Annotated in this window: 9 protein-coding genes; 6 read left to right on the plus strand and 3 right to left on the minus strand. The window is 71.1% G+C overall.

Annotated features, from left to right (window positions below; all coding sequences use genetic code 11):
* Window positions 1–275 precede the first annotated feature (275 nt).
* From ACWD6R_RS08565 to ACWD6R_RS08590, 6 genes are all read left to right on the plus strand, one after another.
* Complete coding sequence (locus ACWD6R_RS08565; RefSeq protein ID WP_451818011.1) at window positions 276–1,913, plus strand: protein kinase domain-containing protein; 1,638 nt, start codon at window positions 276–278, stop codon at window positions 1,911–1,913.
* A 579-nt stretch (window positions 1,914–2,492) separates the two neighbouring features.
* Window positions 2,493–2,855, plus strand: coding sequence for a hypothetical protein (locus ACWD6R_RS08570; protein WP_451818012.1), 363 nt, complete (start codon window positions 2,493–2,495; stop codon window positions 2,853–2,855).
* Between the two features lie 83 nt (window positions 2,856–2,938).
* Window positions 2,939–3,553: a PadR family transcriptional regulator gene (locus tag ACWD6R_RS08575; RefSeq protein ID WP_451818013.1), complete on the plus strand. Its 615-nt coding sequence runs from the start codon at window positions 2,939–2,941 to the stop codon at window positions 3,551–3,553.
* Between the two features lie 278 nt (window positions 3,554–3,831).
* A complete protein-coding gene (locus tag ACWD6R_RS08580) occupies window positions 3,832–4,611 on the plus strand; it encodes an ABC transporter ATP-binding protein (RefSeq protein WP_451818014.1) in 780 nt (259 codons plus the stop codon).
* On the plus strand, window positions 4,608–7,454 hold the full coding sequence (locus ACWD6R_RS08585) for an FtsX-like permease family protein (protein ID WP_451818015.1): 2,847 nt from the start codon (window positions 4,608–4,610) through the stop codon (window positions 7,452–7,454). Before ACWD6R_RS08580 ends, ACWD6R_RS08585 begins: the two co-directional genes overlap by 4 nt.
* 180 nt (window positions 7,455–7,634) lie before the next feature.
* Window positions 7,635–8,183 (plus strand): bacterial proteasome activator family protein, encoded by a 549-nt coding sequence (locus ACWD6R_RS08590; protein ID WP_323135886.1) that lies wholly within the window; start codon window positions 7,635–7,637, stop codon window positions 8,181–8,183.
* 91 nt (window positions 8,184–8,274) lie between these two features.
* Here ACWD6R_RS08590 and ACWD6R_RS08595 read toward each other — a convergent pair whose 3' ends face one another.
* Genes ACWD6R_RS08595 through ACWD6R_RS08605 form a run of 3 tightly spaced genes read right to left on the minus strand, consistent with a single transcriptional unit; the run spans window position 8,275 to window position 12,061 of the window.
* Window positions 8,275–9,261 carry an NAD(P)H-quinone oxidoreductase gene (locus ACWD6R_RS08595; protein WP_451818016.1) on the minus strand — a complete coding sequence of 329 codons (987 nt, stop codon included), beginning with the start codon at window positions 9,259–9,261 and terminating at the stop codon, window positions 8,275–8,277.
* A 56-nt stretch (window positions 9,262–9,317) separates the two neighbouring features.
* Window positions 9,318–10,448 (minus strand): potassium channel family protein, encoded by a 1,131-nt coding sequence (locus ACWD6R_RS08600; RefSeq protein ID WP_451818017.1) that lies wholly within the window; start codon window positions 10,446–10,448, stop codon window positions 9,318–9,320.
* On the minus strand, window positions 10,406–12,061 hold the full coding sequence (locus tag ACWD6R_RS08605; protein ID WP_451818056.1) for a molybdopterin-binding protein: 1,656 nt from the start codon (window positions 12,059–12,061) through the stop codon (window positions 10,406–10,408). Before ACWD6R_RS08605 ends, ACWD6R_RS08600 begins: the two co-directional genes overlap by 43 nt.
* Window positions 12,062–12,455: the final 394 nt, after the last annotated feature.

The following is a 12,455-nucleotide window of genomic DNA, read 5'->3' on the forward strand; positions in this document are numbered from 1 at the left end:
GTCCGCGGGTTCTCACGGTGTCTTGCATGCCTTGCTGCATTGCCACGTCACGCTACAGGCTCTGCCGGACACCCGGTTCTCGAGAGGGACGGGCCATCAAACCGGCTGCCGCACCGCTCACGCAAATTCCATGCTTTTCCTGTAACGCTTCCGAGACGCTTCCTGTGCGTAGGGTCACGGAACGGGCACCTGGCTTGACGTGTCGTACCCCTCGGGCAGACTTGGCCCGTCATACGGATCTTCGCGCGAGACGCGCGCCGAGGGGGAAGCAAGTCATGAGCCAGGACGGCGCACACGGCGCCCAGGGCCGCTACGCGGGCGGTTCGGTCGCCGGCGGCCGCTACCAGCTTCGCGACCTGCTCGGCGAAGGCGGGATGGCGTCCGTATATCTGGCGTACGACTCCGCGCTCGACCGTCACGTGGCGATCAAGACCCTGCACACGGAGCTGGGGCGCGAGCAGTCCTTCCGTGAGCGGTTCCGTCGCGAGGCTCAGGCCGTGGCCAAGCTGCAGCACACCAACATCGTCTCGGTCTTCGACACCGGCGAGGACGAGCTCGGCGGCGCGCTGATGCCGTACATCGTCATGGAGTACGTCGAGGGGGAGCCGCTCGGCTCCGTACTCCAGGCGGACATCCGCAGTTACGGTGCGATGCCGGCCGACAAGGCACTCAAGGTCACCGGCGACGTGCTGGCCGCACTGGACACCAGCCACGAAATGGGCCTGGTCCACCGCGACATCAAGCCCGGCAACGTCATGGTGACCAAGCGCGGCGTCGTAAAGGTCATGGACTTCGGTATCGCCCGCGCCATGCAGTCGGGCGTCACGTCGATGACGCAGACCGGCATGGTCGTCGGCACCCCGCAGTACCTCTCCCCCGAACAGGCCCTGGGCCGTGGGGTGGACGCGCGCTCCGACCTGTACTCGGTCGGCATCATGCTGTTCCAGCTGCTGACCGGACGGATCCCGTTCGACGCGGACTCGCCGCTCGCCATCGCGTACGCGCACGTCCAGGAGGAGCCGGTCGCGCCGTCCTCCATCAACCGGTCGATCACCCCGGCGATGGACGCACTGGTCGCCCGGGCACTGAAGAAGAACCCGAACGAGCGCTTCCCCAGCGCGGCGGCGATGCAGGACGAGATCACGCGCGTGCTGAACGCGGGCGGCCAGACGGGCGCCCCGGTGATCATCGGCGGCGCGGCCGGGCCGCCGAACAGCGGGTCGGGCGTCGGCTCGGCGGTCTTCCCGCCGGTCGACCAGTCCATACAGACGCCGCAGGGCGTGCAGATGCCGTACCAGCCACAGCAGTACCAGCAGCAGCCCGGCCCGTACGGCCCGCCGACCCCGGCGCCCACGCCGTCGCCGTCGCCGAGCTACGGCTACCCGCAGTCGAGCCCGGCGTACCGGACCCCGGCCCCGGCGCCGTACACGATCTCGCCGCAGCCGGTGGGTGGCGGCGGTGGCACCGGCGGGGGCGGCAAGCGGAACATGCCGGTGATCGTCGGTTCGATCGTGGTCGCGCTGATCGCGATAGGCGGCCTGATCACGGTGCTGTCGCTGAAGGGCGACCCGGGTTCGGACACGGGCAAGGGCGGTGACCCGAGCAGCTCGCCGGTGGCGGGCGAGCACAAGGGTCCGGAGCGGAACCGGACGATGAAGACGGAAAGGTGCACCGACCCCTCCGAGGACATCGACGACCCGAGCAAGATCGAGGCGCCGGACTTCACGTACAAGGACTACCTCTCCGCCAAGGAATGTGCCACGACCGCGGGCTGGACGGTCAAGAGGATCAAGGTCCCGGGCAACACCTACGCCGAGGACCAGGTCCTGGAACAGTTCCCGTCCGCCGGTACCGCCATGGACGAGAAGGGCGCCCACTTCGAGCTGCGCGTCTCGACGGGCGACCCGGCCTGACACGCACGCACGCACAAGGAGAAGTGACGGTCCGGCACGCGTGAGGTGTGCCGGACCGTTTCGCCTTACGGGCGTCCGGGATGCCGGACAGCCACCTGAGATGCCGGATATATCGGCACATGTGACGCTGACCTCATGGCTTCAGCACTTCTCTCCATATGGTCGTCGAGGTGTGTGGCCTGTCTGGTGATAGCCACGGGGGCGGCCTTGGGGCCGGCACAGGGACAGGCACACTCCGACCAGCGCACTTCCGGTGGTACGCCGGGGCTGACCCGGGCTCGGCCCGGCGAATCGGTGGCCGCTCCGCCGCCCCCCGAGCGCTCCTCGCCCCCGAGCTCCGCCGCCCCGACCGTCACCCCCTCCTCCGACGCATCCGCCGGTCCTTCGGGCGAACCCTCGGTCACCCCTTCGGCCGATCACTCGACGATTCCGTCCTCGCCCTCCTCGCCCTCCCCGGCCGCTTCGGCCGGCAGGCCGGCCACCCCCTACGCCTCGGCCTCGGCCTCGGCTTCACGCTCCGCCTCGCCCTCGGCTTCACGCTCCGCCTCGCCCTCCGCCTCCGACTCCCCCTCGGCATCCGTGAGCCCGTCCGCCAGGCCGTCGGCCCGCCCCGAGGCGCAGCCACCGCTCGCCGGGCGGCAGGCCGGGGAAGGGCGCCTGCGGCCGGGCCGGCCGTTCTCTCCGGGGGAGCTCGCTCATCACGACACCCCCCACGGCCTGCCCGAGGTGCAGCCCGAGGTCCAGCCCGTCGTGACGACTCCCGTCGCGGTGCCCGCGGTCACGCCCGAGGTGAGCGGCTCCCCGCCGGAGGGCCGGCTCGCGCCGCAGGCCCTCGACACTCCCGCCGTGCGACGAGTGCAGAAGGTGTCGTTTGGCGCCGGAATCGCACTGATAGGGCTGGGGCTGGGCTTCCTGGCGTTCCGTCTGCGCCGGCCGAACTGAGACGGGGCCCACAAGCCCCCGCCGCGCCCGCGCGTTCCAGCAGGGGCTTGCATCGCGCAGCATACTCGGTATACATACTCAGTATGTCGATCCGTCACGGGCTGCTGGCCCTGGTGGAGCGGGGGCCCAGATACGGCTCCCAGCTCCGTACCGAATTCGAGTCACGCACCGGCTCCACCTGGCCGCTCAACGTCGGGCAGGTCTACACGACACTGAGCAGGCTGGAGCGCGACGGCCTGGTCGTCCAGGACGACGAGGACGACCAGGGACACGCCCTCTACGCGATCACCGACGACGGCCGCACCGAGCTGCGGAGCTGGTTCGAGACGCCCGTCGACCGCAGCAACCCACCCCGTGACGAGCTGGCCATCAAGCTCGCCATGGCAGTCGGCGCGCCCGGTGTCGACATCCGGGCCGTCATCCAGTCCCAGCGCCACCACACGGTGAAGGCGATGCAGGACTACACCCGTCTCAAGGCCCAGGCCCTCGCCGATGTCCCGGCCAACCGCGACGAGGTCGCCTGGCTGCTCGTACTGGAGCAGCTGATCTTCCAGGCGGAAGCCGAGGCCCGCTGGCTGGACCACTGCGAGTCCCGGCTGGTCCGCCTCGCCGAGGCCGCCGCCACGGAGCCGGAACCCGCGGTGCGTACGCCCGGCCGCGCCCCGGCCCGTACCACCCGCCCACGTATCCGGCGCTGACCACGGAACAACCCGGCACCGGCCTCGGCCTCGGACCGCCCGCGTACGCACGGGCGCCGACCACCGACCGTCACGTACGCACCCGGCACTCACCGCGGACCGCGACGTACACGCTCCGCGCCGGTCACCCGCTGCTTCGGTATCAGCGACCGCCTCGGTTTCACGACCGATCCGGTATCACCGACGGCCCCGCCATCACCGACCGCTTCGGTATCAGCGACGACCTCGCTATCAGTCGTCGGCCCCACAAGACCCGTTCCAAGGGGGAACCACCCACCATGTCCTCGCGCGCCCCGTCCCGCCCCGTGTCCTCATCCGGTTCGCCGCTGCCGGTCGAGGCACCGGTGCTCGAACTCCGAGCGCTCACCCGCACCCATGGCACCGGCGTCGCCGAGGTGCACGCCCTGCGCGGCATCGACCTCTCCGTGCACACCGGTGAACTCGTCGCCGTGATGGGCCCCTCCGGCTCCGGCAAGTCCACCCTGCTGACCATCGCGGGCGGTCTCGACACCGCGTCCAGCGGCCAGGTCATCATCGAGGGCCAGGACATCGCCGGCCTCGGCCGCAAGGGCGTCGCCGCCCTGCGCCGCCGCAGCGTCGGCTATGTCTTCCAGGACTACAACCTGATCCCCGCCCTCACCGCCGCCGAGAACATCGCCCTGCCCCGCGAGCTCGACGGGGTCTCCGTGCGCAAGGCCCGCAAGGAGGCGCGGGCGGCGCTGGAAGAGATGAAGCTCCTGGAGATCGCCGACCGGTTCCCGGACGAGATGTCCGGCGGCCAGCAGCAGCGCGTCGCGATCGCCCGTGCGCTGGTGGGGGACCGGCGCCTGGTGCTCGCCGACGAACCGACCGGGGCGCTCGACTCCGAGACCGGCGAGGCCGTGCTCGCGCTGCTGCGCAACCGCTGCGACCAGGGTGCGGCCGGCGTGATGGTGACGCACGAGCCGCGGTACGCCGCCTGGGCGGACCGGGTCGTGTTCCTCCGGGACGGTTCGATCGTCGACCAGACGCTCACCACCGGCGCCGACTCGCTGCTGGCCGCCGAGGGCGCCAAGTGAGCATCTTCACGGGTTGGCGCGCCGCCCTCCGGATGGCCCGGCGCGACGCGATGCGCGCCAAGGGCCGCAGCGCACTGGTCGTCGCGATGATCGCTGTCCCGGTGCTCGGCGTCACGGCACTCGATGTGACGTACCGCAGCGTCACTCCGACCGTCGCCAAACAGCTGACGGCCGACATGGGCTCCGCCGACGCACTCTTCAGCGACCAGCAGATGGGCCCCCTCGAGCAGACGCCCGACGCGGAGATGTACACCAGCGTCGACGGCAGCGGGCCAGGGAACGGCACGGGCCCCTCGGCCGACATCAGGACCACCTTTCCCAAGGGCTCACGGGCGATCAGCATCCAGTCCGTCCCGGCGAGCGTCACCACCGAGTACGGCATAGCCAACACCGACATCTACGAGTTCCGGACGTCGGACAAGCTGGCCCGCGGCAAGATCGACCTCGTGCGCGGTGCCTACCCGCACGGCAAGGGCGAGGTGGCCGCCACCGAGCCGTTCCTCAAGTCGACCGGGCTGCACGTCGGTTCGTCCACCACCCTGCGCAACTCCGGTGAGAAGTACACGATCACCGGTGTGGTCGAGCAGCCGGACGATCTGAGGGCCAAGACCCTGTACGCCGACCCCGGTACGGTCATCGCGCCGTGGAAGGCCAAGGCCGACCACGACAAGAAGGTGCTGCCGCCGAACACCGGCTCCAAGAACTGGCTGGTCAAGGGCCCGGAAGGGGTGGGGGTGACCTGGCCGCACGTCATGGAGGCCAATAAGTCGGGCGTCCTCGTCAAGTCCCGTCAGGTCGTCCTCGACCCGCCGCCGGACTCCGAGGTCCCGCTGGCCAAGAAGAACAACCACATGTCCATGGGCAGCTCCGGTGAGCTGAGCGCGGAGCTCGTCACCGTGATCGCCATGACGGTCCTGGAGATCGTGCTGCTCGCCGGACCGGCCTTCGCCGTCGGTGCGCGCCGCTCCCGCCGCCAGCTCGGCCTGCTCGGCACCTGCGGCGGGGACAGGCGCCATGTCCGGGCCGTGGTGCTCGGCGGCGGTCTCGTGCTCGGCGGCATAGGAGCCGTGGCCGGTGTGGTGGCCGGACTCGGGCTCACCGCAGCGCTCCGCCCCCTGATCGAGGAGTGGGCCGGGCACCGCTTCGGCTCCCTCTCCCTGAAGCCCACGGAGCTGCTGGTCATCGCCATGCTCGGCCTGGTCACCGGTCTCCTGGCGGCGTTCGCCCCGGCGATCGTGGCGAGCCGGCAGTCCGTACTGGAGTCGCTCACCGGCCGCCGCGGCGTCCGCCGCTCCTCACGGGTGCTGCCCGCCCTGGGCGCCTGTGTACTGGCCATCGGTTGTGCCGTCGCCGTCTACGGCGGCACCAGCGGGGACACGACGCTGGTCGCCGGCGGCTCGGTCGTCGCCGAGCTCGGACTGCTCGCCTGCATCCCGGTGATCGTCGGATTCCTCGGCCGGCTGGGCCGCAGGCTGCCGCTCTCGCCGCGGATGGCGCTGCGCGACGCGGCCCGTAACCGCGGGCGTACCGCACCCGCGGTCGCCGCGGTGATGGCGGCCGTCGCGGGTTCGGTGGCCATCGCCACGTACTTGTCCAGTATCTCGGCCGAGACCGAATTCAACTACTCCCCCACGCTCACGCGGGGAACCGCAAACGTCACGGCAGCCGACGCCAAGGCGGCCGAGCGGCTCCCGCTGGCACGGGCTGTCGTCGAGCGGAACATGGCCGTCACCGGCGGGCACGCCGACTACGGACGGGTCTGGGCGGGCAGCGACTGCTACACCTACAACGAAGAGGAGAACGGCTGCGGCACCCTGGAGATGGTCAAGCCCACCGGTAAGGGGCACAGCTGCCCGCTCAAGGGCAAGGGCGCCAAGGAACTCGCCGCGCGGCTCTCCGCCAACGAGCACAGGAAGCTGATGCGCTCCCCCGCCTGCCTGGACGAGTACATGAACTGGACCTCCTTCGGCACCGACTCGAACAAAATCGTGGTGGCGGATGCGGCCATGCTCACCACGTACGTGAAGCTCGACGACCCCGCAGCCGCCAAGGCACTGGCCGCGGGCACTCCGGTGCTGCTCAACCCGGCGTACGCGAAGAACGGCGAGGTCACCCTCAAGGCCGTCCACACGTACAACGACCGCGACAAGAAGAACCGGAAGCTGCACCCGGGCACGGCACGGACCACCACGGACCGGCTGAAGGTGTACGTGGCTCCCGAGAAGTACGCCGCCACCCCCGCAGTCCGCATGATCCTGCCCCGGAAGACCGCGGAGCGGCTCGGCCTGCACACCGAGCCGTCCGGCAGTGTGTACGCCGTCTCGCACGCCCCGACGGACGCGGAGGACCAGCGGGTCTCCGCCGCGATCCAGCAGGCGGGCGGCGGCATCTGGGTGCAGTCGGACTACGGCCCCAGCCGGCGGGAGGACATCATCCTGCTGATCCTGACCCTGTTCGCGGGAATGGTGACCCTGGGCGCGGCCGCGATCACGACCGGTCTCGCCAAGGCGGACGCGGAGGCCGACCTCAACACGCTCAGCGCGGTGGGCGCGCCCCCGCGGGTGCGGCGCTCGCTCTCCGGGTTCCAGTGTGTGGTGGTGGCACTCACGGGTGTGGTGCTCGGCACACTGGCAGGGCTGGTGCCCGCGGTGGCGCTGCGCCTCATCGACCTGCGCGACGCGTTGCAGCAGATGCGGGTCGAGCCCATGCGGTCGGCGTACACGCCGATCGTGCTGCCCTGGGGCACCCTCGCTCTGCTCGTCGTGGGCGTGCCGCTGGTCGCCGGGGTGCTCGCGGCGGCGTTCACCCGGTCGCGCCTGACGCTGGCACGACGGGCCGGATGACGTCGTGGGCGACGGGACGGGTCGGATGACGTCGTGGGCGACGGGACGGGCCGACCGATGACCTCGTACGGCGCGTGATCGGCGGCCCGATCGGCTGTTCTGGTGCCCTCGGAAACGGTGGATCAACCGTTTGCGGGGGCACCACCCTGTTGTACGGCAGGTGTGCGAGACAATGGCGCCATGGAGATGCCGAGGAATGAACGGTCGCAGGAGCACCCCCAAGTCCTCGTAGTGGGGCAGGACGGCATGGCGATCGGCGGCGGTGGCACTGACGACGAATCGCGTGAGGTCCCAGTGACAGAAATGGTCGAACAGCCCGCGAAGGTCATGCGCATCGGCAGCATGATCAAGCAGCTCCTGGAAGAGGTCAGGGCGGCTCCTCTCGACGAGGCGAGCCGGGTCCGGCTCAAGGAGATCCACGCAAGCTCCGTGAAGGAGCTGGAGGATGGCCTCGCCCCGGAGCTGGTGGAGGAACTTGAGCGGCTCTCCCTGCCGTTCAACGAGGAGTCGGTGCCCTCCGAGGCGGAACTCCGGATTGCGCAGGCTCAGTTGGTCGGCTGGCTGGAGGGCCTCTTCCACGGCATCCAGACGGCACTGTTCGCCCAGCAGATGGCGGCCCGGGCGCAACTGGAGCAGATGCGTCGCGCCCTCCCGCCGGGCAGCGGTCACGAGGACGATGACGGCGCGTCGGACGCGCACGGGGCGATCCGCTCGGGGCCGTACCTGTAGCCCGTACGCCTTCCCTCCACCTGTCTACGCACAGACGGACAGCGGGGCCCGGCACGCGAATCTGTGTGCCGGGCCCCGCTGTCCGTATGGCTCAGGCTGCCGGCGTCCGCAGAAGCACCTTGCCGATGTGCACGCTGGACTCCAGCACCCGGTGGGCCTCCGCCGCGTCGGACATCGGCAGGGTACGGTCCACGACCGGCCGGACCACGCCACTGCCGATCAGCGGCCACACGTGCTCGCGCACGGCGGCGACGATGGCGGCCTTCTCCGCAAGGGGGCGCCCGCGCAACGACGTGGCGGTGACGGCGGCCCGCTTGTTCAGCAGGACACCCAGATTGAGCTCGCCCTTGGCGCCGCCCTGAAGACCGATGATGGCGAGTCGGCCGCTGACGGCGAGCGCCTTCACATTCCGGTCCAGGTACTTCGCGCCGACGATGTCGAGGATGACGTCCGCGCCCGCCCCGTCCGTCGCCTTGAGCAACTCCTCGACGAAGTCCTGCTCCCGGTAGTCGATCAGGATGTCGGCCCCGAGCTCCGCGCAGCGCGCCAGCTTCTCGGGCCCGCCCGCCGTCACCGCGACCCGCGCGCCCACGGCCTTGGCGAGCTGGATCGCCATCGTGCCGATGCCACTGGACCCGCCGTGCACCAACAGCGTCTCACCGGGACGCAGATGGGCCACCATGAAAACGTTCGACCAGACGGTCGACGTCACCTCGGGCAGCGCCGCAGCCACCGTCAGGTCGATGCCGTCCGGTACGGGGAGCAGCTGTCCGGCGGGTACGGCGACCTTCTCCGCGTATCCGCCGCCCGCCAGCAGCGCACACACCTCGTCGCCGACGGTCCAGCCGGTGACACCGGGGCCGATCTCCGTGATCCGGCCGGAGCACTCCAGACCGGGGTAGGGGGACGCGCCGGGCGGCGGGTTGTAGAAGCCCTGCCGTTGGAGCACATCGGCGCGGTTGACCGCGCCGGCCACGACCTCGACGAGGACCTCGCCCTCGCCAGGTACGGGATCGGGGACCTCGGCCCATACGAGCGCGTCGGGGCCACCGGGTTCGGGGATCGTGATCGCATGCATGGCGGCGAGGCTACTCCGTGACGCCGTCGCGCCAGGCGAAGAGACACCCCGGACCGTCACGCCCCTTGCCGGCGCGGCGTGTTCAGCGGCGGGGTGCCCGAGACGCGCACGATGGTGATCAGCCGGTCCGTCAGCTGCAACGGGCTGGCCGCCGGATCGTCGTAACCGAGCAGCCGGTGGCCACGCAGCACGCTGACGACCAGGTCGTCGGTCTCCCGGACGCTCTTGCCGACCTCGGCCTTTATCACCGGCCGTTCGACGAGATCGAGGCCGCTGCCCTGCTGGATCAGGTCCTCCATCACCGTGCCCGCGCTCGGGCTGAGGACCGAGAGACCCAGCAGCCGGCCCGCGGCACTGGCGCTGGTGATCACGGCGTCGGCGCCGGACTGCCGCAGCAGAGGTGCGTTCTCCTCCTCGCGCACCGCCGCGACGATCTTCGCGCCACGGTTGAGCTGCCGCGCCGTCAGCGCGACCAGCACCGCCGTGTCGTCGCGCTGGGTGGCGATGATGATCTGACGCGCCTTCTGGAGTTCGGCCCGCAGCAGCACGTCGCTGCGCGTCGCATCCCCGACGACGCCCACGTAACCTTCGGCGTTCGCTGCCTCGATCACCTTGTTCGCCGGGTCGACGATCACGATCTGTTCCTTCTTCAGACCGGTGGCGCAGAGCGTCTGGATCGCCGAACGGCCCTTCGTGCCGAAGCCGACGACAACGGTGTGGTCACGCAAGTTGGTTCTCCAACGGTTCAGCCGGAAGTCCTCCCGGGTCCGCTCCGTCAGGACCTCCAGGGTGGTGCCGACCAGGATGATCAGGAAGAGCACGCGCAGCGGTGTCACGAGCACCACGTTGGTCAGCCGTGCAGTGTCGCTGTACGGAGTGATGTCGCCGTAGCCGGTGGTGGAGAGGGTGACCGTCGAGTAGTAGACGGCGTCGAGCAGGTCCACCGATTCATCTGCGTTGTCGTGATAGCCGGAACGGTCGGCCCAGACGATCAGCACCGTGGCGGCCAGGACTATCAGCGCCATCAACAGCCGTTTGGCGACCTGTCGGAGCGGCCTGTCGACGACACGGCGCGGAAGCATGATCCGGGTGGGGACGAGATGCTCGTCGACCCGCCTGGCCATCGCGTCGTGGCCGGGAAGTTTCACGTGAAACACCCTTCCGTCCATGGCGTCGCCGAGGCCCACGGTAGATCGAGGATCTCCACCTCGGTGCCGGACCGTACCCCGCCCGGCGGCACGACGGCCAGCCCGTCGGCGGCGGCGATCCCACGGAGCATGGCCGGACCGTTGTAGTGCAGCGGTACGACGTGTTCGGGGCCCGAGCCCGCACCGACCCGGTGCACGACGGGGACCAGGCGGGTGTCGTGCGGGTGCCCGTGCACCTCGTCGCGCACGACGACCCGGTACGAATCCTCCACCGTCTGGCCGGCCAGCCCGCGCAGCAAGGGCTCTGCGAGCGTGAGGAGACCGGAGACGGCGGCGAGGGGGTTGCCGGGCAGCCCGACGAGATACGGGCCCCCGGAGGGCAGCCGGGTCAGCAGCATCGGGTGACCGGGGCGCACGGCGACGCCGTCGACCAACAGCTCCGCGCCGATCTCGGTGAGGACGGGATGGACGTGGTCGACGGGGCCTGCCGCGGTACCGCCGGTGGTGATGACGAGATCGGCGTCGGAGGTGGTGAGGGCATGCCGGAGGGCCTCACGGTCGTCGCCGAGGCGTCGCGGAGCGGAGACCTCGATGCCCATCGCCCGGAGCCAGGGGCCGATCATGGGGCCCAGGGCGTCCCGGATCAGCCCGTCGTGCGGCAGACCGGTGGTGAGCAGTTCGTCCCCGAGGACGAGGACGTCGACGCGCGGGCGGGAGACCGTCAGCAGCGCGTCGAAACCGGCGGCGGCGGACAGCCCGAGGACGGCGGGCGTCACCACCGTTCCGGCGGGCAGGAGTTGATCGCCGGAACGGCACTCCTGGCCACGCGGCCGGATGTCCTGCCCGGGAACCACCCGGCGCTGCGCGTACAACAGCCCCTTGGCCTCGTCGGCGTGAGCGTGTTCGCTCCGGATCACAGCGGTGGCATTGGCCGGGATGCGGGCGCCGGTGGCAATCCGTACGGCATCACCGTCGGGAAGCGGGGCGGGCGCACTGTGCCCGGCCAGAATGCCCAGCCCTTGCCCTCCGCCCTCGCCTCTTCGGAGAGTCCAGGGCCCGGGTCCGGCAACGACCCAGCCGTCCATGGCGGACGTGTCGAAGGACGGCAGATCGGCGAGTGCGGCAAGCGGCTCCGCCAGTACGCGTCCGATGGCCCGGTCGAGGGTGAGCCGCAGAGTCCGGGGCGAGGCGGACCGCCCCGCCCGCGCGGCGAGAGCGCGGGCCTCGCCCCAGGCGGTGGCATGCCTGCGCTGAACGTCGGCGCGTCGGTCGCGGGCACGCGGGTCGCGGGCGGATTCGGGGGCAGGGTACTGGCCGGAGGAGTGGCCGGGGGGCTGCCTGCCAGGGGCGCGGCCGGGGCTGCGGCCGGCACCGTGGTCCGTGCCCTGGTGCACGCTCGGGCCAGGACCGGCACCAGGGCTCTGAACGGGGTCGGGGTCCGATCCCGGCGTGGGTCCTTGGCCAGGGACGTGGTCAGGGCTGTGGTCAGGACTCTGTCGCGGGCCCGAACCGGATCCCTGCCGGGGACTCTGTTCCGAGAACCCGGCCCGGGGCTGCGGCTGAGCCACTGATCGGGGCTCACGCGGGGAGCGGCGCCCGACCAGCGCGAGCGCCTGGTCGACGGCCCGGTCCTCCTCGACGGCGCGGGCCAGCTCAGCGGCACGGGCCTCCTCGGCGGCGCGAGCCTGCTCGGCGACGCGAGCCTCTGCGGCGGCACGGGCGCCCTCGGCGTTCGGGACCTCATCCTCCGCACGAGCCTGACCGGCCGCCGAGGCAACCCCTGCGACACCGGCACCCGAGACAGCCTGATCTTCTCCTGCGGCATCGGCCCGGCCGGCACCCTGAGCTTCTCCCGCGGCACCGGCACCCGCGGCAGCCCGGTCCTGATCCGCTGCGGTGGCCCGGCGTGCCGCCGGAGCCTCCGCGGCGGCACCGATCTCCCCCGCGGTCAGGACGGCGGCCGAGCCCGCCCCCGGACCTCTGCTCCCCGAATCCGGAGGGGGCCCGGGCGTCCAGTCGTCGGCCGCGCCCCCGTCGGCCTTGCGT

This window comes from Streptomyces sp. NPDC005151 (genome assembly GCF_053599875.1).

Coding starts and splice junctions, on each gene's coding strand:
- ACWD6R_RS08590 (WP_323135886.1), top strand. CDS start 7,635: ATGGAGATGCCGAGGAATGAACGGTCGCAGGAGCACCCCCAAGTCCTC.
- ACWD6R_RS08575 (WP_451818013.1), top strand. CDS start 2,939: ATGTCGATCCGTCACGGGCTGCTGGCCCTGGTGGAGCGGGGGCCCAGA.
- ACWD6R_RS08565 (WP_451818011.1), top strand. CDS start 276: ATGAGCCAGGACGGCGCACACGGCGCCCAGGGCCGCTACGCGGGCGGT.
- ACWD6R_RS08580 (WP_451818014.1), top strand. CDS start 3,832: ATGTCCTCGCGCGCCCCGTCCCGCCCCGTGTCCTCATCCGGTTCGCCG.
- ACWD6R_RS08595 (WP_451818016.1), bottom strand. CDS start 9,261: ATGCATGCGATCACGATCCCCGAACCCGGTGGCCCCGACGCGCTCGTA.